The sequence below is a fragment of the Vibrio sp. 10N.247.310.23 genome (genome assembly GCF_041467155.1).
In the GTDB taxonomy this organism is placed as follows: Bacteria; Pseudomonadota; Gammaproteobacteria; order Enterobacterales; family Vibrionaceae; genus Vibrio; species Vibrio crassostreae_C.
Window position 1 is genome coordinate 21,630 of sequence record NZ_JBFSTZ010000004.1, and the last position, 21,453, is coordinate 43,082.

General features: G+C 45.9%; 20 protein-coding genes. 6 read left to right on the forward strand and 14 right to left on the reverse strand.

Going from position 1 to position 21,453, the window contains the following annotated elements; translation table 11 throughout:
- The first annotated feature begins 105 nt into the window (after positions 1-105).
- The gene (gene hemE, locus AB6D93_RS03855) at positions 106-1,173 is read left to right on the forward strand and encodes a uroporphyrinogen decarboxylase (protein WP_017060530.1); all 1,068 of its coding nucleotides are present in this window, start codon (positions 106-108) and stop codon (positions 1,171-1,173) included.
- 103 nt (positions 1,174-1,276) lie between these two features.
- Here the strand turns inward: hemE and AB6D93_RS03860 are convergent, their stop codons facing one another.
- Together AB6D93_RS03860 and AB6D93_RS03865 are read right to left on the reverse strand one after the other, a co-directional pair.
- Positions 1,277-1,870: a uracil-DNA glycosylase family protein gene (locus AB6D93_RS03860; RefSeq protein WP_017065640.1), complete on the reverse strand. Its 594-nt coding sequence runs from the start codon at positions 1,868-1,870 to the stop codon at positions 1,277-1,279.
- Positions 1,870-2,796: a D-2-hydroxyacid dehydrogenase gene (locus AB6D93_RS03865; protein ID WP_017063654.1), complete on the reverse strand. Its 927-nt coding sequence runs from the start codon at positions 2,794-2,796 to the stop codon at positions 1,870-1,872. The genes AB6D93_RS03860 and AB6D93_RS03865 overlap by 1 nt, the downstream gene beginning before the upstream one ends.
- A gap of 71 nt (positions 2,797-2,867) precedes the next feature.
- On the opposite strand from AB6D93_RS03865, the gene AB6D93_RS03870 reads away from it, so the two are divergent.
- The gene (locus tag AB6D93_RS03870) at positions 2,868-3,455 is read left to right on the forward strand and encodes a YjaG family protein (RefSeq protein ID WP_017062699.1); all 588 of its coding nucleotides are present in this window, start codon (positions 2,868-2,870) and stop codon (positions 3,453-3,455) included.
- Between the two features lie 104 nt (positions 3,456-3,559).
- Here AB6D93_RS03870 and AB6D93_RS03875 read toward each other — a convergent pair whose 3' ends face one another.
- A complete protein-coding gene (locus AB6D93_RS03875) occupies positions 3,560-4,711 on the reverse strand; it encodes a CNNM domain-containing protein (RefSeq protein WP_102333899.1) in 1,152 nt (383 codons plus the stop codon).
- A 270-nt stretch (positions 4,712-4,981) separates the two neighbouring features.
- Here AB6D93_RS03875 and hupA point away from each other — a divergent pair, with 270 nt between their 5' ends.
- Together hupA and AB6D93_RS03885 are read left to right on the forward strand one after the other, a co-directional pair.
- Complete coding sequence (gene hupA / locus AB6D93_RS03880) at positions 4,982-5,254, forward strand: nucleoid-associated protein HU-alpha (protein ID WP_004729753.1); 273 nt, start codon at positions 4,982-4,984, stop codon at positions 5,252-5,254.
- 47 nt (positions 5,255-5,301) lie between these two features.
- Positions 5,302-6,000: a DUF1481 domain-containing protein gene (locus AB6D93_RS03885; RefSeq protein ID WP_102333898.1), complete on the forward strand. Its 699-nt coding sequence runs from the start codon at positions 5,302-5,304 to the stop codon at positions 5,998-6,000.
- A gap of 181 nt (positions 6,001-6,181) precedes the next feature.
- Here AB6D93_RS03885 and purD read toward each other — a convergent pair whose 3' ends face one another.
- Together purD and purH are read right to left on the reverse strand one after the other, a co-directional pair.
- A complete protein-coding gene (gene purD, locus AB6D93_RS03890) occupies positions 6,182-7,471 on the reverse strand; it encodes a phosphoribosylamine--glycine ligase (RefSeq protein ID WP_017062702.1) in 1,290 nt (429 codons plus the stop codon).
- Positions 7,472-7,685: 214 nt separating this feature from the next.
- Complete coding sequence (gene purH, locus AB6D93_RS03895; protein ID WP_102333897.1) at positions 7,686-9,296, reverse strand: bifunctional phosphoribosylaminoimidazolecarboxamide formyltransferase/IMP cyclohydrolase; 1,611 nt, start codon at positions 9,294-9,296, stop codon at positions 7,686-7,688.
- 325 nt (positions 9,297-9,621) lie between these two features.
- Between purH and zntR the strand changes: the two genes are divergently transcribed.
- Complete coding sequence (zntR, locus tag AB6D93_RS03900; RefSeq protein WP_017062704.1) at positions 9,622-10,062, forward strand: Zn(2+)-responsive transcriptional regulator; 441 nt, start codon at positions 9,622-9,624, stop codon at positions 10,060-10,062.
- Positions 10,063-10,150: 88 nt separating this feature from the next.
- Here the strand turns inward: zntR and fis are convergent, their stop codons facing one another.
- From fis to AB6D93_RS03945, 9 genes are all read right to left on the reverse strand, one after another.
- A complete protein-coding gene (gene fis, locus AB6D93_RS03905; RefSeq protein WP_004729744.1) occupies positions 10,151-10,447 on the reverse strand; it encodes a DNA-binding transcriptional regulator Fis in 297 nt (98 codons plus the stop codon).
- 23 nt (positions 10,448-10,470) lie between these two features.
- Positions 10,471-11,439 (reverse strand): tRNA dihydrouridine synthase DusB, encoded by a 969-nt coding sequence (dusB, locus tag AB6D93_RS03910; RefSeq protein WP_032546269.1) that lies wholly within the window; start codon positions 11,437-11,439, stop codon positions 10,471-10,473.
- A 140-nt stretch (positions 11,440-11,579) separates the two neighbouring features.
- Positions 11,580-12,467, reverse strand: coding sequence for a 50S ribosomal protein L11 methyltransferase (gene prmA, locus AB6D93_RS03915; RefSeq protein ID WP_017055901.1), 888 nt, complete (start codon positions 12,465-12,467; stop codon positions 11,580-11,582).
- A gap of 170 nt (positions 12,468-12,637) precedes the next feature.
- Positions 12,638-13,981 (reverse strand): acetyl-CoA carboxylase biotin carboxylase subunit, encoded by a 1,344-nt coding sequence (gene accC / locus AB6D93_RS03920; RefSeq protein WP_017062706.1) that lies wholly within the window; start codon positions 13,979-13,981, stop codon positions 12,638-12,640.
- Between the two features lie 15 nt (positions 13,982-13,996).
- Positions 13,997-14,449, reverse strand: coding sequence for an acetyl-CoA carboxylase biotin carboxyl carrier protein (accB, locus tag AB6D93_RS03925; protein WP_017062707.1), 453 nt, complete (start codon positions 14,447-14,449; stop codon positions 13,997-13,999).
- A 74-nt stretch (positions 14,450-14,523) separates the two neighbouring features.
- On the reverse strand, positions 14,524-14,973 hold the full coding sequence (gene aroQ / locus AB6D93_RS03930; protein ID WP_010435475.1) for a type II 3-dehydroquinate dehydratase: 450 nt from the start codon (positions 14,971-14,973) through the stop codon (positions 14,524-14,526).
- Between the two features lie 322 nt (positions 14,974-15,295).
- A complete protein-coding gene (gene acs / locus AB6D93_RS03935) occupies positions 15,296-17,245 on the reverse strand; it encodes an acetate--CoA ligase (RefSeq protein WP_009844693.1) in 1,950 nt (649 codons plus the stop codon).
- A 218-nt stretch (positions 17,246-17,463) separates the two neighbouring features.
- Positions 17,464-18,096, reverse strand: a complete 633-nt coding sequence (locus AB6D93_RS03940) for a 3'-5' exonuclease (protein ID WP_017062708.1) — start codon at positions 18,094-18,096, stop codon at positions 17,464-17,466.
- A gap of 10 nt (positions 18,097-18,106) precedes the next feature.
- Positions 18,107-19,939 (reverse strand): DUF294 nucleotidyltransferase-like domain-containing protein, encoded by a 1,833-nt coding sequence (locus AB6D93_RS03945; RefSeq protein WP_102333896.1) that lies wholly within the window; start codon positions 19,937-19,939, stop codon positions 18,107-18,109.
- A 232-nt stretch (positions 19,940-20,171) separates the two neighbouring features.
- Between AB6D93_RS03945 and AB6D93_RS03950 the strand changes: the two genes are divergently transcribed.
- Complete coding sequence (locus tag AB6D93_RS03950; protein WP_017062710.1) at positions 20,172-21,368, forward strand: 3-phenylpropionate MFS transporter; 1,197 nt, start codon at positions 20,172-20,174, stop codon at positions 21,366-21,368.
- Positions 21,369-21,453: the final 85 nt, after the last annotated feature.

The following is a 21,453-nucleotide window of genomic DNA, read 5'->3' on the forward strand; positions in this document are numbered from 1 at the left end:
GTTAATAACTTGATCTAGGTTGCAAAGCACACAGCTTTTACCCTTCAATCAGTGTTAGAATACTTGCCATCAAAACTAGACAAGATTGAATTGGAATTTAACGGAATGACCGAATTAAAAAACGATCGCTATTTACGCGCACTTTTAAAACAGCCTGTTGATTACACACCGGTATGGATGATGCGCCAAGCTGGCCGCTATCTTCCTGAATACAAAGCAACGCGCGCTGAAGCGGGCGATTTCATGTCTTTGTGCAAAAACGCGGAACTGGCATCAGAAGTAACACTTCAACCTTTACGTCGTTTCCCGCTTGATGCGGCAATCTTGTTCTCAGACATCCTAACTATCCCTGATGCAATGGGCTTAGGTTTGTACTTTGAAACAGGTGAAGGTCCTAAGTTTGAGCGTCCTATCACGTGTAAAGCTGACGTAGAGAAGATTGGCCTACCTGATCCAGAAGGCGAGCTTCAATACGTAATGAATGCCGTTCGTCAGATCCGTAAAGACCTGAAAGGCGAAGTGCCACTGATTGGTTTCTCTGGTAGCCCATGGACTCTAGCGACATACATGGTTGAAGGTGGAAGCTCTAAAGCATTCACTAAGATCAAGAAGATGATGTACGCAGAACCACAAACGCTGCACCTGCTTCTAGACAAGCTGGCTGACAGTGTTATCGAATACTTGAACGCGCAAATTAAAGCGGGTGCTCAATCGGTAATGGTATTTGATACATGGGGTGGTGTACTGACTCCTCGTGACTACAACCTATTCTCACTGCAATACATGCACAAAATCGTTGATGGCCTAATCCGTGAAAACGAAGGTCGTCGAGTACCGGTTACTCTGTTCACTAAGAACGGTGGCATGTGGCTTGAGTCTATCGCAGCAACAGGTTGTGATGCGGTTGGTCTAGACTGGACTATCAACATCGCAGATGCAAAAGCTCGCATCGGCGACAAAGTTGCTCTGCAAGGTAACATGGATCCTTCAATGCTTTACGCTCAGCCTGAACGTATTCGCGAAGAAGTGGGCAGCATCCTTGAAGGCTTCGGCGACGGTGGTACAGGTCATGTATTTAACCTAGGCCACGGTATCCACTTAGATGTACCGCCAGAGAACGCTGGTGTATTCGTTGACGCTGTTCACGAATTGTCTAAGCCTTACCACAAGTAATTCTGAGTAAGATTATTGAAAGCGCTGTTGGGAAACCAACAGCGCTTTTTTATTGCCTGAAATTGGCATTTGATGGCGGTTTAATCTTGTTGTGTGCAGTTAATTAGGTATTTGGATCATGGTAGGCCAAATGCTCAGAGATATGTTTCCTGATATAAGGAATGACTTCACTTTCAAACCAAGGGTTCTTCTTGAGCCAGATATTATTGCGTGGCGAAGGGTGGGGTAATGGCAAAAACTCAGGCGCCCACCTTTGCCAATCACGCACGGTTTCGGTCAATGTGCTGGTGGTCTTGTTTGTTAGGTAATGGTTTTGTGCGTACTGGCCAATCAGCAGTGTCATTTGAATATTGGGTAGAGATTGCAGCACTTTGTTATGCCAAAGCTCCGCGCACTCTTTGCGTGGTGGAAGATCACCACTTTTCCCTTTCCCCGGATAACAAAACCCCATAGGCACAATCGCGACTTTTTGCTCGTCGTAAAAAGTATCGCTATCTATCCCTAACCATCCTCTTAATCGTTCGCCACTCGCGTCATTCCAAGGGATCGACGACTCATGCACCTTGATACCCGGCGCTTGACCTATGATCAGCAAGCGCGCGTTTGGATGCGCTTGAATCACCGGGTTAGCACCGTGTGATAGGTGAGGCTCACAAGCTCGGCATTGTCGAATCTCTTTAAGTAACGAAGAGGACATCAGTAACCTTTATCAAAATCGATGACATGATTAAGTGTAAAGCCATCTCGCCACTGTTTGTAATTCTCTGCGAAGATCTCGACTACTTGTCTTGGCTCACTGAGTGCAGCGATGTGTGGAGTGATGGTGACTTGCGGTAGTTTCCAGAAAGGATGTTCCTGAGAGAGGGGTTCACTTTCAAACACATCTAAAAATGCGTGTTCTACCCATCTGTTTTTTATGGCGAGCAACAAGGCTTTATTGTCGATGCTTTCCCCTCGACCGACATTAAACAGCAACACATTAGAGCAGTAACCTAACGTGGTTTGGTTCAACAGCTGATAGGTTTCAGCGGTTGATGGCAAGGTGTTGACCACAATATCGGCCTGCTTAAGGGCAGCCTCTATCTCATTGATGTGGAAAGTCTCTTTAAAGGTTTCTTGTTTGGATGGGATGCCGGTACGGTTGACACCTATGGTATGAATACCAAAAGCCGCCGCGGTTTTTGCCAAATGACTGCCGATTGAACCTGTTCCTAAAATCACCATAGTTTTGTCAGTTAGGCTAGTATAAAGCTGTGGCTGCCAGTTTCGTTGTTGTTGATGCTGGTGGTAATGAGGGAAGTGTCTACAGTGACTGATTGTGTAACCCAATACGTATTCTGCGATAGCCGGACCAAAGATGCCTTTGACGTTGGTTAGCGTATAGTCCTGGCGCAGATCTGGCTGAGTGAGTTTATTGATTCCGGCATAGGTACTCTGTACCCAGTCTAGCTCTTTAAACTCGCCGAGGCGCTCTGCGATTAGAGGTGGTGACGCCAAGACAATCTGTGCTGATTTGGGGTTTTGAGTGATTTCTAGGTCGGGTAAATCCTGGTTTAGAATCAGTTGCGTATAGGTATCGTCATGCTCAGTAAGAATATAGAGCTTATTCGTAAAATTGTTCATCGGCTTACCTTTTCCCCCCAGGGTTTATCAAGTACACTTTCGCTGTCTTTTTCTGCAATTATTGAGTGACTATGCTTCAGAATCCACTGCAGGTTCGTCTTGAAAAGTTAGAACCTTGGCAACAAATTACCTTTATGGCGTGTCTATGTGAGCGTATGTACCCTAACTATGCCATGTTTTGTGAGAATACAGAATTTGCGGAAGCTCGAATCTATCGTGATGTTTTGGATAGCATTTGGGAAATCCTGACGGTTAAAACAGCAAAGGTGAACTTTGAGCGTCAACTTGAGAAGGTTGAAGAGCTATTCCCTAGCGGTGATGATTTTGATTTTTATGGTGTTTACCCAGCAATGGACGCATGCCAAGGCCTAGCAACGCTAATTCATGGTCTGCTTGACCGTGAACATATGTTGGAAGCGGTAATTAAAGTGAGTCAACAATCGGTGAAGACGGTTGCTGAGCTTGAGTTTGCTCAAGGCGCTGAAGAAGTGACGAACGAAAACCAGAAAGAAAACGAAGCGGTGTGTGAAGAGTGGGACGTTCAGTGGGCCATTTTCCGACCTCTACGTGAAACGACTGAGCGTGACTTAGAGCTGATCAAAGACCTACGCCACGAACTGCGTGAAGACCCAGTCAGTAACATTGGTGTTGCGCTATAATTCGCAATTGCACCAAGGTACGAATAAAAACAAAGGCTCCCTAGGGAGCCTTTGTTGTATCTGACGGTATCAAATTTAGATTAAGCGTCTTTTTTGTCTTCGTTCTACACTTTGTCTTTTGATGCCTTATCTTTTGATGCGTCGTCGTCATTCGTTGATTTTGCATCTGAAGAGTCGTTGTCTGCTGGAGTTTCTTCCTCGTCCTCGTCATCGCGGTTTTCGATAACACCGTGTGTCTCTTTCCACTTCTCCCAGCGTTGGAACGCCAGTTCTTGCATGTCAGTCGTCTTATCCGCTTCGTCGACAATCTCTTCGCCCACTAGGTGCTCAAAGATGTCTTCTAGGGTGATGATGCCCTGAATAGTGCCGTATTCGTCCACAACTAAAGACAGTTGCAGGCGGTTTGCCATCATCTGGTCAAAGGCCTTAGCCAAGCCCATGTTGTTCAGCAACACGTGGATAGGGCGCATTACTTCACCCAAAGCTTTCTCACCACAACCGGCTTGCTGCAATCTAAACAGCTCTAAGCGGTGAACAAAACCGATGATGTTGTCACTCTGCTCGCTGTAAACCAGCGGACGTGAGAATGGCGTGTCTTTATGTTGTTCTAGGAACGTATTCACACTCATTTCCGCATCAACACGGAATACCACTGGGCGCGGCGTCATTACCTGAGTCACGGGTACATCTTGAATACCCAGTAGGTTGCTCAGGATTTTTGACTCGCCTTCTGCAAATTCACCGCTCTCTTTTGCCAAAATCGCCATTGCAGATAACTCATCACGCATTTTTGGTGCTTGGTGGCCACGAGCAAGACGTTTGGTGATCTGTTCTGAGAACCATACAAACGGTGTTAGGAATAACACCATCCAACGAAGCACGCTTGCCGAAGCAGGAGCAAGTTGACGCCAGTAGGTTGCACCAATGGTTTTTGGAACAATCTCAGATAATACCAAGATACCTAGCGTTAGCACGGCAGAGAAGACACCTAACCATTGGCTACCAAAAACGACAGCCGCTTGTGCACCTGCTGTCGCAGCACCGATAGTATGGGCGATGGTGTTGAGCGTTAAAATTGACGCAAGCGGGCGGTCAATATCTGTTTTCAGTTTGTCTAAAGACTCTGCTGCAGGGTGCCCATTTTGTTTTAGTTGAGCAATGTAGCTCGGACTAATACTCAAAAGTACAGCTTCCAAAACAGAACAAATGAAAGAAACTCCAATAGCAATGGAGACGTAAATAGATAGCAGCAGCATGTTTGCCCTTAAATTAAATTGTACGCTTTAGCAGCGATTCAGCGTGGATTATAGTGAAAAAGTAGTGGCTAGGTCATCATTAATTTTGCTCTCAGCCCCTTTTAAACAAGGGCTTGCTTAATAAAATCAGTAACAAATTGTGAGTTATTACTCATATTATGGCTAAAACTACGGCATTAGAGCTAAAGATCGACGACAAACCTTTGCCAGATGGGGCATTTATGTTTTAGAGTGAATTGAATTCAAAAATACAAAGAAGGGAAACCTAAAATGAACAAGACTCAATTAATCGACTTTATTGCTGAAAAAGCGGACCTTTCTAAAGCACAAGCTAAAGCTGCTCTAGAAGCGACTCTTGGCGGTGTTACAGATGCTCTTAAAGATGGCGATCAAGTTCAGCTAATTGGTTTTGGTACTTTTAAAGTAAACCACCGTGCAGCTCGCACTGGTCGTAACCCAAAAACTGGTGATGAGATCCAAATCGCTGCTGCAAATGTTCCAGCATTTGTTGCAGGTAAAGCGCTGAAAGATTCAGTGAAATAATCTAAACTGTACCGAGGTAGTCGTATTCCACCTCGGTACAGGTTTTTATGAAAAAAGCATTTCTTCTCGTTTCACTATTATCTACATTTCTTATTGGCTGTTCTTCAACAAGCCCTCGCAAAAACCTAGAGCAATTTGAAACTCATACCGGCGGCCAAGTCATGGGCGACGCGACAAGTTTCTACTGGGTTACAAACAAGCTAACACAACCTCATACTTCAGCTGACTACGTCACTGTCGGCGATTACGGCTGGTACCAAACTGATTATGCTTGGTCAGAAGGCGTGCTTCGAGAATTCATTCGTGAAGGCGAGCAGCGTAACTCTTCGAATGAGCTGGTTCCTTATCGTGTCCATGTGCGTTTCAATAAGTCAGGCGAAGCTGTGTATCAACAGTATCGTATTGATAGCAAAATCTTACCTATCCAAGCTAAGCAACTCGAAAACTACCAGAAAGAAGCTAAGTCGGTTCTAGAGACTACGATGAAGCAGAATGACGAAGGGCTCAGACTGGTTCAGGGTTACTGGGATGGCAGCTCTTTTAAGACGTGCGCTGGTGGTGAGTTTGATCGCATTGAATTTAACCAGACTTTGCCAGGCTTCGTGATTGACCGATTGGCGTCTGTGGAAAGCTATGCGGCGTTTCTTGGCAGTGATTCACTGGGTAAGATGAGCGTGGAAGAGTTACTGATGCTGGCTGAAGACAGCCATGATTGTGTCGTTAGGCCATCATTGTTGAAAGAATAGCGAGTAATCAAAGGATTGAGAGTATTTGGCCTACTGTAGGCCAAGTGCCTATTTGTCTGTACAAATACAGATTCTTGTGTAAATGAGATAATAAAAGGCGCCTATTGAGGCGCCTTTTTCTGTTATTCACTTGCTGTCATTTGCTTACTGTTATTGGAAAGTAAGCGAGCAACAAGATTGTTTACTGCTCTTGTTCGCGCGCAATCGCACGGTAACCAATATCATTGCGGTGGAACATACCATTCCAGCTAACTTGCTTCGTCAACGCGTAAGCGCGCTCTTGAGCCTCAGAAACCGTATTGCCCAGTGCTGTTGCACAAAGTACACGACCGCCGTTTGTCACAACGTCGCCAGCTTCATTATTTGTCGTACCCGCGTGGAAAACCTTTTGGCCTTCAACTTCGCTTGTTGGTAGTGAAATAACGTCACCTTTTGCGTAGTCAGCAGGGTAACCGCCAGCCGCAAGAACAACACCGATAGAAGCGCGTGGATCCCACTTCGATTCTGCTTCGTCGAGCTTCTCGTCGATAGCCATTAGGCAAAGTTCAACAAGGTCTGACTCCATACGCATCATGATAGGTTGCGTTTCAGGGTCGCCAAAGCGGCAGTTGTATTCGATAACTTTAGGTGTGCCGTCAGCATCGATCATTAGGCCAGCGTAAAGGAAACCTGTGTAAGGTGCGCCTTCTGCGTCCATACCACGTACCGTTGGGTAGATAACTTCCTCAAGGATACGGTTGTGGATTTCTGGAGTTACAACCGGCGCAGGAGAGTAAGCACCCATGCCGCCCGTGTTTGGCCCAGTGTCTTTGTCGCCAACACGTTTGTGATCTTGGCTGGTGGCCATAGGAAGCACGCTAGAGCCGTCAACCATTACGATGAAGCTTGCTTCTTCGCCTTCGAGGAACTCTTCGATAACAACGCGGCTGCCTGCTTCGCCAAAGGCGTTGCCCGCTAGCATGTCTTTGATTGCGTCTTCTGCTTCTTCAAGGGTCATCGCAACGATAACGCCTTTACCTGCCGCAAGACCGTCAGCTTTCACTACGATAGGAGCGCCTTGCTCGCGAACGTAAGCGATAGCTGGCTCAATTTCAGTGAAGTTTGAGTAGTAACCTGTTGGGATATCATGACGAGCTAGGAAGTCTTTAGTGAATGCTTTAGAGCCTTCAAGCTGTGCTGCAGCTTGAGTAGGGCCGAAGATTGGCAAACCTACTTCGCGGAATGCATCAACCACACCGATAACCAATGGTGCTTCAGGGCCCACGATAGTCAGTTCGATTTTTTTATCTTGAGCAAACGCGACTAAACCAGCGATGTCTTCAACGCCGATGTTTACGTTCTCTAGTTTTGGCTCAAGTGCAGTACCTGCGTTACCTGGAGCGATGAATACTGTTTCAACGTTTGGGTTTTGTGCTGCTTTCCAACCTAGTGCATGCTCACGACCGCCAGCACCAATAATTAATACATTCATTTTATTTTACCTTTGATAGCTTCATCAGATTACCTATTTCGGCGTCAAACATGCTCACTTATAGTCATAAGCTCCGCGTGTTTTCCTTGAACTAGGCAATCTGATTTTGCTCTAAAAATTAAAATTTCTATTAACGTTGATGAGTAAAACGCCAACATTAATGAACGGTTAAACGAATAAAAAAGGCTCTAGGAAAACCTAGAGCCTATTCTGATTAGTGGCGGAAGTGACGCATGCCCGTAAAGATCATCGCCATGCCGTGTTCGTCTGCTGCTGCGATAACTTCGTCATCACGCATAGAACCACCTGGTTGGATAACACACTTGATGCCAGCTTCTGCTGCCGCGTCGATACCGTCACGGAATGGGAAGAACGCGTCAGATGCCATTACACAACCTTCAACCTTTAGACCTTCGTCTGCAGCTTTGATGCCTGCGATTTTCGCAGAGTAAACGCGGCTCATTTGGCCAGCGCCAACACCAATTGTCATGTCGCCTTTCGAGTAAACGATAGCGTTAGATTTAACGTATTTCGCTACTTTCCAGCAGAATAGAGCATCTTTCAATTCTTCAGCTGTTGGCTGGCGCTTAGAAACCACTTTCAGGTCATCTTCAGATACCATGCCTTGGTCGCGGTCTTGAACTAGCAAACCACCGTTAACGCGTTTAACGTCAAAGCCAGTTGTCTTCGTTGTCCACTCACCACACTCAAGTAGGCGAAGGTTTTTCTTAGCCGCTACGATTGCTACTGCTTCAGCAGAAACTGATGGTGCAATGATAACTTCAACGAATTGACGCTCAGTGATAGCCGTTGCTGTTGCAGCGTCTAGCTCACGGTTGAAAGCGATGATGCCGCCAAATGCAGACGTTGGGTCTGTTTTGAATGCACGGTCGTAAGCTTCTAGGATGTCTTCACCTAGTGCAACACCACATGGGTTAGCGTGCTTAACGATCACACATGCTGGCTGGTCGAACTCTTTCACACACTCAAGTGCTGCGTCGGTGTCAGCGATGTTGTTGTAAGAAAGGGCTTTACCTTGAATCTGGCGAGCTGTAGAAACTGATGCTTCTTCAGGGTTTGCTTCAACGTAGAATGCGGCTGCCTGGTGGCTGTTCTCACCGTAGCGCATGTCTTGCTTTTTCTCGAACTGTTGGTTGAACGTGCGAGGGAATTTAGACTCTTCGTCAGCCTTCTTTCCTTCTTCATCAAGTAGAGAGGCACCGTAAGATGGAACCATAGTGCCGAAGTAGTTTGCGATCATGCCGTCGTAAGAAGCGGTGTGCTCGAATGCTGCGATAGCGAGGTCGAAGCGAGTCTCTAGTGTTAGAGATTTATCGTTCGCGTCCATTTCAGCGACAACGCGCTCGTAGTCGTGTGCGTTAACAACGATCGTTACGTCTTTGTGGTTTTTCGCTGCAGAGCGAACCATTGTAGGGCCGCCGATGTCGATGTTCTCAACAGCATCAGCAAGGGTACAACCTTCTTTAGCAACGGTTTCTGCGAATGGGTATAGGTTTACAACAACCATATCGATAGGGTTGATACCGTGAGTTTCCATCACGTCATCATCTTGGCCACGACGGCCTAGAACACCACCATGAACTTTTGGGTGCAGAGTCTTAACACGGCCATCCATCATTTCTGGGAAACCAGTGTAGTCAGATACTTCTGTAACAGAGATGCCTTTTTCAGCAAGCAGGCGAGCAGTGCCACCGGTAGATAGGATATCTACACCACGGTTAGCAAGAGCTTGTGCAAATTCAACGATACCAGTTTTGTCTGATACGCTGATTAGAGCGCGGCGAATTGGACGAGCGTTATTCATGCTTCCATCTTCCTCAAATTCATGGGGTTAAAATAAAGATATTTGCCAAAAAAGAACTTGTTTCTATCTTCTTAGCGTGGATTATCTTAGATACCAGTAAGAGATAAAATATTGGCCAGTTTTGGTAAAGACCTTTTGGGTTAGTCTTATGATTAAGCTATAAGATAACCAACTCCAAATTTGATGGCGCAGATTCTAACTAATTTATTACAAAAAAGCTCGCGCAATCGTTTGGCATCTCAAAATTAATTATGAAAAGTGCCATTTCAGCCTGAAAAGTAACGATAAGGTTAATTGTGGAATGGACGAAACAGTAGGAAAAAACATGTTTCAGATCGGTGAATTAGCGAAGCGATGCGGTGTGACAGCCGATACCTTGCGATTTTATGAGAAGAATAACCTGATCGCGCCAGCCAGTCGCAGTGACTCGGGTTATCGCCTATATGATGAAAATAACCAGAAACAGGTGACGTTTATTCTCAAATCTAAAGCGTTGGGGCTGAGTTTGGACGAGATTAAAGAATTGCTTGAGATTCGCCTCGAGGCCACACAGCACAGTTGCGCTGAAGTGAAGTCGATTACCTCAGCAAAGCTAGAGATGATTGATGAGAAGATTACCGAGTTAACTAAGATTCGCACCGCACTTAAAAAGATTAATGATGCGTGTTGTGGTCACGTAGACGATGATGCAAGCCATTGTTCGATTCTAGCAGCCTTGGACTCAGCAAACGTCGACAAAGGTCGCTGCTGTCGCACTGGAGAGTAATCAGCGACTATCACGGATCGACAAGCCAAAAAAAAGCCAAACTCAACAATGAGCTTGGCTTTCAATTCAATAAATTACGAAAGAACGATTAGTTCATGCCGTATTTTTTAAGTTTCTTGCGAAGAGTACCGCGGTTAATACCCATCATGGTTGCTGCGCGAGTTTGGTTACCGCGAGTGTACTGCATGATAGTGTCTAGTAGTGGCTGTTCAACTTCAGCTAATACTAATTCGTATAACTCGCTGACTTCTTGACCGTTTAATTGAGCAAGGTAATTTTTCAATGATGCTTTAACTGAGTCACGTAGTGGCTTCTGCGTGATTTGGTCTTGTGATGTAACTGTAGTTACTGTCAATGCTTCTGAAGTCAGATTTTGTTCGAACATATTCGGTCTAGCTCTTCTCGTAATTATGGTGCAACGTTATCAAAAAAACCTTCTAGCGCTTCAAGCTGCAGATCACCTGCTTCGAATGCGTTGAAGGTACGGCGAAACTCACTCGCTTGTTCATGTTCTTTTAGATACCAGCCCACATGCTTACGAGCGATGCGAGGGCCTAAAAACTCTCCATAAAATTCATGTAGAGCGTGCACATGACCAAGCATGATGTCTTTCACTTCCGAAATCGGGAGTGGGTCCATCGTGGTGCCGTTTTCCAAATAGTGTAGGATTTCGTTAAAAATCCAAGGACGTCCTTGGGCAGGTCGACCTATCATTAAAGCATCAGCGCCGGTGTACTCCAGCACAAACTTCGCTTTTTCCGGACTATCGATATCACCGTTAGCGATAACCGGAATAGATACTGCTTGTTTCGCTGCTTTAATGTGTTTGTATTCTGCCTCACCTTTGTACATACAAGCGCGAGTTCTTCCATGGAGCGCAAGAGCTTGTATGCCGCAGTCTTCGGCTATTTTCGCGATTTGGACACAGTTTCTATTGTCTGTATCCCAGCCTGTGCGCGTTTTCAACGTTACTGGAACGTCGACAGCATTTACCACCGCTTTCAGAATGTCTTCAATGAGTTCTGGATGCTGCAGTAAGGCTGAGCCCGCAAGCTTCTTATTCACTTTTTTGGCTGGACAACCCATGTTGATATCGATGATTTGCGCACCGTTATCGACATTAAATTGAGCAGCCTCGGCCATAAGCTGTGGATCTGCACCAGCGATTTGTACTGAACGAATGCCCGATTCGCCTTCATGTACCATACGCTGCTGAGACTTTGACGTTTTCCAAACTTTCGGATTGGAGGACATCATTTCACTGACTGCCATCCCCGCACCGTAGCGAAGACACAACTCACGGAATGGTCTATCCGTTACGCCAGCCATAGGAGCGACGATTAGATTGTTCTTAAGTTGATAATTTCCGATTTTCAAAAATGTCATCACAGTTCTGTACCAGCAAGGGCGCGCATTTTACGCATTTTTTCGCTGCGTGAAAAGACTAATATTTGAGCATTTACAATTTGTTTTTGTAATTTGTTTAAATTTCAGTCAATTAGCGTCCAAAGTCTTGTCTAGCCTTGCTTGCGACCTGAGATTCGACACCATTCTTGTTGTTCGATGATCGGATCAATGTGAAGCTCATCACGATAATAAGTGGCAACATCTTCTGCTTGTGTATCTAAAACACCCGACATCGCAAGTACACCATTTGGCTTAACTAGGCCCTTGATGATGCCAGAAAGGTCGCGTAATGGACCCGCAAGAATGTTGGCAACAACAACGTCTGCTAGCAAACCTTCCGGTTGATCTTGTGGCAAGAACACCTCTAGTTGCTCAGCAACGCCATTGCGTTGTGCGTTGTCTTTTGATGCAAGCAGAGCTTGAGGATCAATGTCGATCCCGATAACTTTTGCTGCGCCTAGTTTGATCGCAGCGATCGCTAGGATGCCTGAGCCACAACCGAAGTCGATCACGGTTTTGCCTGCAAGGTCTAAGCCTTCAAGCCACTCAAGACACAATGCCGTTGTCGGGTGAGTACCTGTACCAAATGCAAGGCCAGGGTCTAGCATTACGTTAACAGCGTCAGGTTCAGGGATATCGCGCCAGCTAGGGCAGATCCATAAACGCTCACCAAACTTCATTGGGTGGAAGTTGTCCATCCATTCACGCTCCCAATCCTTGTCTTCAATTTGCTCTACTTTATGAGCAAAGTCTGCAGGGAACATGTTGCTTGCTTTAATCTGCGCTAGAACGACACCAGTATCAGTCTCAGCGTCGTAAAGCGCGAGAATGTCAGTATCACCCCAAAGGCGAGTTTCGCCTGGCAGAGGCTCAAATACAGGGGTATCTTGTGCATCCAGGAAAGTTACAGAAAGAGCACCAGTCTCTTCCATTAACATGTCGCCGATTTGTTCGGCATTTTCATTGGTAGCATTAAGCTTGATTTGAATCCAAGGCATGGCTGCATCTTCTATATGAGAAAAATTGGATGGCGAGTCTAGCAGAAAATATGAGCAAATTCACCAAAACCCCACGGAATATAATGGGGATTAAAGATTGATTTTTTCGGCGGTTCAAAAACAAAAATGCTCACCGAAGTGAGCATTTTGACTGTTCTTAAACGAACGGATTATGACAAACCAAGTTTCTTCTCAAGGTAGTGGATGTTTGCACCACCGTGTTGGAAGTTTTCGTCGTTCATAATAGACAGTTGAAGCTCAGTATTAACGTTAATACCTTCAACAATCATTTCACCCAATGCGTTCTTCATACGAGCGATAGCAACATCACGGTTCTCACCGTAAGTGATCAGCTTACCAATCATTGAATCGTAGTGTGGTGGCACTGTGTAACCCGTGTAGATGTGAGATTCCCAACGTACGCCCATGCCGCCTGGTGCGTGGAAACGTTCAATCTTACCTGGTGAAGGTAGGAAACGAACTGGATCTTCAGCATTGATACGACATTCGATTGAGTGGCCACGCAGCTTAATGTCATCCTGAGTGAATGATAGAGGCTGACCAGCTGCAATACGTAGCTGTTCTTTCACTAGGTCGATACCCGTTACCATTTCAGTAATCGTGTGTTCAACCTGGATACGAGTGTTCATTTCGATGAAGTAGAATTCACCGTTCTCGTATAGGAATTCAAATGTACCTGCACCGCGGTAACCGATCTCAATACATGCACGAGTACAACGTTCGCCAATGTACTTACGCATCTCTTCAGTGATACCTGGAGCTGGCGCTTCTTCCACAACTTTCTGGTGACGACGTTGCATTGAACAGTCACGCTCACCTAGGTGGATAGCATTACCTTGGCCATCTGCAAGCACTTGTACTTCAATGTGACGTGGGTTTTCTAGGAATTTCTCCATGTAAACCATGTCGTTGTTGAAACATGCTTTTGCTTCAGCACGAGTCATCGCGATAGCTTCTGTTAATTCTGCTTCAGAACGAACAACACGCATACCACGACCGCCGCCGCCGCCAGATGCCTTGATGATAACTGGGAAGCCAATGCGTTTAGCGTGCGCTTTGTTTTTTGCTTCGTCGTCGTCAAGAGGGCCGTCAGAACCTGGTACACAAGGTACGCCAGCTTTCTTCATTGACGTGATAGCTGACACTTTGTCACCCATCATGCGAATGGTTTCAGCTTTAGGGCCAACGAAGATAAAGCCACTGCGCTCTACCTGTTCTGCAAAGTCTGCATTTTCAGATAGGAAGCCGTAGCCAGGGTGAACAGCTACTGCACCTGTAACTTCAGCTGCGCTGATGATACGAGGGATGTTTAGGTAGCTATCGATACCACGAGCTGGACCGATACAAATGGTTTCGTCTGCAAGCAGTACGTGCTTAAGATCACGGTCAGCAGTTGAGTGAACCGCTACCGTTTTAATGCCAAGCTCTTTACATGCACGCAGAATACGTAGTGCAATCTCACCACGGTTCGCGATTACTAATTTATCTAACATAATGAGTGCTCTCTATTATTCGATAATTACTAGAGCTTGGTCGAATTCTACTGGTTGACCGTCTTCAACTAGGATAGCTGTTACAACACCAGATTTATCAGCTTCGATTTGGTTCATCATTTTCATTGCTTCAACGATACATAGCGTTTCGCCAGCAGTTACAGATTGACCAACTTTAACGAATGGTTTTGCGTCTGGGCTTGGAGCGCCGTAGAAAGTACCAACCATTGGAGAAAGAACTTGGTGACCAGCTGGAACTGCAGGAGCTGCTGCTTCTGCTGCTACAGGTGCCGCCGCAGGAGCTGCTGCCGCTACAGGTGCTGGAGCAGCTGCATATTGAACAGGTGCTACAGGTGCAGTGCTGTTACGACTGATTCGTACTGACTCTTCACCTTCAGAGATTTCTAGCTCAGAAATACCAGACTCTTCAACCAATTCGATTAGCTTTTTGATTTTGCGAATATCCATTGTTTCTTTCTCTTTATCTGTTAATTGAACTTACTCTATGACTGAGTAGGTTAGTAATAGTTCGTTGTTTATGTTTACTTTGAGTTGAGCTTGCTGAGCGCAGCGGTCAAAGCAAATTGATAACCTTGGGCACCTAAGCCACAAATCACACCTTCTGCTTTATCAGATAGGTAAGAGTGGTGACGGAATGGTTCACGCGCGTGAACATTCGATAGATGAACCTCAATAAATGGTATGGCAACGCCAAGTAGTGCATCACGCAGTGCCACACTGGTATGTGTAAAGGCTGCTGGGTTGATAATAATAAAATCAACATTTTGATAAGCACTATGGATAGCTTCAATCAGTTCGTACTCACGATTTGACTGTAAGTGAGATAGCTCAACATCGTGTGCTTTCGCTTGCTCGGTCAGTGAGCTAATAATCTGGTCAAGTGTTTGAGAACCGTAGTGTGCGGGCTCTCTAAGGCCTAACAGGTTAAGGTTTGGGCCATTTAAAACTAGAATGCGAAACTTTGTAGACATCGTGGGGCTATCTTCCTTTATCGTGTTTACGAACGTGAATGTTGCCATTTTATTGAAAATTTGCGGTTAATTTCCAGTGAGAAAAACCCAAATTTAAAAATTAGAACCAGATTATAGCTAATTCAGCGCAAATCGCAGCAATTTACTGGTCTAATCTCCTATTGATACAGCTTGGAATTGTTACCAACTTAACAAAAAAGCGTCTTAGCCTTAATTTGGGGCGGGATATTTGAGATCAAGATCAGCCATAAAAAAACCGCCACATAGGTGACGGTTTAGAAAGTGCTGTTTTAAACAGTGATTAGCTGCTGTGACTGGTTGCTTATGCCAGTTCTGCTTTCTCGGCAATCAGCTTATCAACCACACTTGGGTCGGCCAGTGTCGAGGTATCACCTAGGTTACCTGTATCGCCAGTCGCGATTTTACGCAGGATACGACGCATGATTTTACCCGAACGAGTTTTTGGTAGAGAGTCGGTCCAGTGCAGTACATCTGGCGTTGCAATTGGGCCAATCTCTTTACGCACCCAGTCTTTTACTTCTTTATGAAGCTCTGCGGTTGGGAACTCACCATCATTCAGCGTGATGTAAGCGTAAATCGCTTGGCCTTTAATATCATGAGGGATGCCCACAATCGCGGCTTCTGCAATCTTATCGAACGCGACTAGAGCCGATTCAATCTCAGCAGTACCCATACGGTGACCTGATACGTTAAGTACATCATCGACACGCCCCGTAATCCAGTAGTAACCGTCTTCATCACGACGAGCGCCGTCACTGGTGAAGTACATGCCTTTAAAGGTCGAGAAGTAAGTCTGTTCGAAGCGGTCATGATCGCCATGAACGGTACGCATTTGGCCTGGCCAAGAGTCAAGAATCACTAGGTTGCCGTCTGTTGCACCCTCAATGATGTTACCCATGTTATCAACCAGTGCCGGTTGCACACCGAAGAATGGACGAGTTGCAGAGCCCGGTTTCAGGTCTGTTGCGCCTGGTAGCGGTGCAATCAAGATACCGCCCGTTTCTGTTTGCCACCATGTATCAACAATTGGAGATTGCTCATTACCGATTGTTTTGTAGTACCACTCCCACGCCTCTGGGTTGATAGGTTCACCCACTGAGCCCATGATTCTTAGGCTGTCACGAGAAGTACCTTCAACGGCTTCATTGCCTTTCGCCATCAATGCACGAATAGCCGTTGGCGCCGTATAAAGAATATTAACTTGGTGCTTATCGACCACTTCGCTCATGCGGCTGGTGTTCGGGTAATTTGGCACGCCTTCAAACAGAATCGTTTTTGCGCCATTAGCAAGCGGTCCGTAAACAAGATATGTGTGACCGGTAATCCAACCCACATCGGCTGTACACCAGAAAGTCTCGCCTTCTTGGTAATCGAATACGTATTTGAAGGTCATCGCAGCATAAACAAGGTAGCCACCTGTGGTGTGCATAACGCCTTTAGGTTTACCTGTTGAGCCTGACGTATAAAGGATGAATAGTGGATCTTCTGCGTTCATCTCTTCTGGTGGGCAATCTGCAGATACATTAGCAATAGCATCGTGCCACCACACATCGCGATGTTCGTGCCATGCCACATCACCGCCAGTGCGTTTGAATACAACAACCTTCTCGATGTTTTTCACTTCAGGGTTCGTCAGTGCTTCATCGACATTCTTTTTCAGTGGAACAGCACGGCCGCCACGCACGCCTTCATCGGCAGTGATAACGACTTTAGAATTTGAATCGATAATACGACCAGACAGTGCTTCTGGTGAGAAACCACCAAATACGACTGTGTGAACCGCACCGATACGGGTACACGCCAGCATGGCTACTGCCGCTTCTGGCACCATTGGCATGTATAAACAAACCACATCACCTTTGCGCACGCCTTGCTCTTTTAGAGCATTCGAAAACAGGCACACTTCTTTATGCAGTTCATTAAAAGTTAGAGTTTTATCATCTGCCGGGTCATCGCCTTCCCAGATGATAGCGACTTCATCACCGCGCTCAGCAAGGTGGCGGTCGATACAGTTAGCCGAAACGTTAAGCGTGCCATCTTCAAACCAGCGAATATCAATGTGGCCAGGGTCGAAAGAGGTGTTTTTTACTTGTGTGAAAGGTTTGATCCAATCAACGATTTTTCCGTGTTCACCCCAAAAGCCTTCAGGGTCAGAAACAGATTGCTGGTACATGGCTAGGTAAGTGTCATTATCCGCGTGTGTGGTTGATTTAATATTTTCTTTTACCGGATAAACGTGGGCTTCACTCATTGCATCTCTCCTTGTGCCTACATTCCTAATGAACTGGCAACTTCCTTTGTGTTCAGTTTCTAGGTCTATTACAGAACCGTCTTTGTGTTATCACTCTCGGCTAGGACGGCGATTTCCACAATTAGACTTTAGGATGAGACGCTGCTTTTCACTTACAAAATAGCGAGTTAAGTTCAATTTTGAGATGTTGCTCTCTATGTGAAGCGCCAGTGGTTGAATTAAGAATAAGAAGAGTTGAAACGGGGAAGGTCACCATGTTTCAGGCGCACAAAGATCAGCGCAGCGGAGATAGCGTCTTGTAATGCATCATGTTTATTGACCGGGATAGGTAAATCGAGTTGGCGACAGATGGCGTCCATACTGAGATCAAAATAGGCATTGGGCAGCTGTCTTTCGAGTTTGTCTTGATAGAGTTGGCTCACTTCGACTAATCGGTTAGGCAGTGGAAATCCAAGCTGTTTTAAACAGGCGCGGTCGAGAATTTTTTTATCATAGCGGATGTGATAGCCGACTAAAGGACGATTTCCAATGAAGTTCAGTAGCTCGATTAAAGCCTGTTTTTCTTCGATGCCGTGCTTTAGATCTTGATGACGGATACGGTGGATTTTTATTGAATTGCAATCGAGCGATTGGGGGGCGCGCAACCGGACTTCAAAAGGTTGGCTGGTAATGATTCGGTTACCGATGATCTTGGTCGCGGCAATGGTAACTAATTCTGCCTGATTGGGATCTAGGCTGGTGGTTTCACAATCGAGCGATACATATTCATGATCAATAGGCGCAGTAAACAGAGGCTGATAGAGGGAGCCTTTGAGCTTGTGATGCCAGTAATAGCGAACCAACCTATTCATCGTTCAATGCCTAATCCCGTATCTGATAGTGGTAGCCGAGCCATTGCTTGAATTTCTTCACCACGTGCAGGCTATGACGAAGCAGATCCCTGTCTGCTCGTTCCATCAGTTTGACGTTAATCTTGTTGCTGCTGTGCTGCTGAGAAAGCCTTTGGGCTAAGCGCCACTTAAAGAATTGCTTGAGTGCTTCACTGAGATTATCGGCAGTACTTTGCTCTAATACTTTCTTGCTGACCAGCTGCTCAATGCGTTCGAAGGTGTTGTTGACCGTGACACCATGTTCTAGGCAAAGCGCTCTCACACCATGCACGATAGGGAAAATACCGCCTTGTTTGATATCGAGTCCGGACTTAGATTGCTTCACATTACCAAACAGGGTCAGGGGAACTGAGAAGTTCAGCGCCGGGCGGCAGAACTCCGTCAGAATCAATTCTTGTCCGAGCATTAAATCACTGAGGTGCTGCTTTACAGGTTTTAATAACTCTCTATTCCCCGCTACTGCGTGTGCATCTGCCATGATCGCGATATCCATCACGGTGTCTGGCGTGGCTTTTTTTACCCAATGGGTGAGGGTTTGTTTCCACTCTTGTTCTGAATGCACCCATTTCGGATTGTTGACCATTACGTTGCCCGGGCACAGTGGGTAACCCAATTGTTGAAGGGTATGGGTGAGGTCGTTCATGGCACTTTGGCATTGATGCCATTCCAAACCATCTTGAATAATCAGAGCGTTGTCTTGATCGGTTTTGAGAATTTGCTCTCCACGCCCCTCAGAACCCAACACGATTAGGCAGCAATGATTATGCAGTGCAGGTGGGATCACCAACTCAAAAGCCTTCTCTATGATCTGTTCGTTGACCGCAGAAATCAGCTCCATGATAAAGCGTGTGCGAATCCCATTACTGAGCAAGCTCTCGACCAGTTGACGTTGTTTGTTGGATGCCATTGCCAATTCTTCAACGCTGGTGGCGCGCGCAATACGCAAAGTAAGAACGTGGGAGTGTGTGGAGAATGCACTGAGAATCTGTGTCATATCCACCATGCCGACCGCATTTTTACCATCACAAACCATCAACCTTTTTACTCGATTTCTGGTCATGGTAATCATGGCGTTAAATAAGAAATCGCCTTGGTTCACGTGCATCACCGGAAACGTTGCGATCTCACCGACAGGCGCATCCAGTGTGAAATTATCGAGCATCACAGCATGCAATAAATTGGTTCGAGTGACGATTCCATACGGCAAGGAATATGATGATCCAAAAGCTTTTGGATCATTATGTTCCAAATGGACTAGGGCCGAGTCTAACCCTTGTTCTTTAAGGGTTTGAGTGACTTGGTTGATCGGTTGGTTTGGTTCAAGTATCAGTGGTGGGTGATAGATAGAGTCATCCACTTTGGTTAATATAAACTCGGCAAGATTCTGTTGCTGCTGGGCGGCTTCTATCAAAGCTTTTCGTGTTGATAGGTTGCTATCAAAGTAGGCAGCGAATTGGCCATTGGCGTGGTAAAGCTCAAGAAAAATATCGGTGGGCAGCAGATAACTTAATGTATCTTCGAGTGCGATATATTGGTGTTTGGTGTGGGGTTCAAACTGGCTGCGGACATCAAAAATATCGTCATTGGCATAGTGTGCGTAAATCTCACCATCACTGCTCGCGCGCTCTTCAACAGCTCCTTTGATCAAAATATGCAGGTGTCGGCTCGGCCTTTCAGCTTCCAGTATCACTTCTTGAGAGCGGTAATACACCACGTCTAATGAAGAGCGAAGCTTCAACTGTTCGGCGTCGGACAGGCTATCGAAGGGCGGGTGCTGCATATTAAATTTGTCAGGCATAAGCATCACAAGAAGAAATGGGAGTCTTTAATCAGTCTGACAAAATACCAGCGAAGCTCCAGACGACTTTAGTCTAAATGCGAGTATGAGTATTGATGAGCGTGAAATCTCTTGTTGAAATGCGATATCCAGACCCATTGAATATGGGAATACTATCCCAGTAATAATTCCCTTTTTCATCGTATGCGAGATAGGCATAATTGGTGCTGCCTTTTTCCGCACACTTTATAGGTCATTTATGTTTAGCCCTTCACCCTATGGCTGGATCTCTCAGTATTTTCTTGGTTTCTTTTTTGCGTATGGCGTGTATTTGCCATTTTGGGCGTTGTGGTTTGAAGACCAAGGCGTGTCTGCTGGTGATATTGGCGTATTGATTGGTATCGGCTTTGCGACTCGTTGTGTGGCCAACTTAGTGATTACGCCGCGTATCCATAAAGTGGAACACTTGATGCCAGCGCTACGCTGTTTGAGTTTCGCTGCGCTGCTGTTTGTCGGTTTCCACTTCTTCACCGGTGGCAGCTTTATACTGATGTTGTTGGCAACGGTACTGTTTAACCTCTGTTGTGGGCCGATCATTCCTCTTTCTGATGCGATGGCTAACCATTACAGTCGTTTGAAAATGCTCGACTACGGCCGAACTCGTCTTTGGGGATCAATTGCCTTTATCGCAGGTTCAACGGTTGTTGGCTATTTGGTGGCACAATTCGGCACTGACATGATTTTGTATACTGCGCTTGCCGGTGTGTTGCTGTCATTGATTCTTGCGATGAGAAACCCCAATGTGATGCCAGTAACACAATCTGAGCAACAAGCGGCGCGACCAAAACTAGGTGAACTGCTGCGTGAGTCGTCAGTGGTAAAGTTTTTAGCCTTGATGGCGCTGCTGCAAGGTAGTCATGCGGCTTACTACAGTTTTAGTGCGATTTATTGGAAAGAAGCGGGTCACTCAGAAGCTATCATCGGTTATTTGTGGAGTTTAGGTGTTGTTGCTGAAGTGGCCGTATTTGCTCTGAGTAAGCGATTATTCTCAGGCTGGTCACTGCGTACTTTGTTTGTCGTCGCGGCTATTGGGGTGATGGCGCGTTGGGGTATAACCGCATCAACCACGGCGATTTTTGCACTGGTGATGGTGCAGTTGCTGCACGGTGTGACATTTGCCATGGCACACATCGCCGCGATTCAATACATCCAATCTGAAGAACAAAACAAGATGGTTGCGCTACAAGCCCTGTATAACGCGATTCCATTAGGTGCCTTTATTGCACTGATGACCACCTTAAGTGGTTGGGGTTATGAGCTTTGGGGCGCAAATATCTTCTGGGGCATGGCTGCAATGGGTGCACTTGCTCTGTTCATTAAGTTGGATGAAAGAAGTTCAGTGGTTGAGATTAATCAATCAGATTCGGAACAGTCAGAATCTCACAGCAAATGCTGATAATTAGAGTCTAAAGCACAGAATTTAAGCGATGCGATTGAGTTAATCACCCATCCTTAGTTAAATGAAACCTCTCCCTTATGGA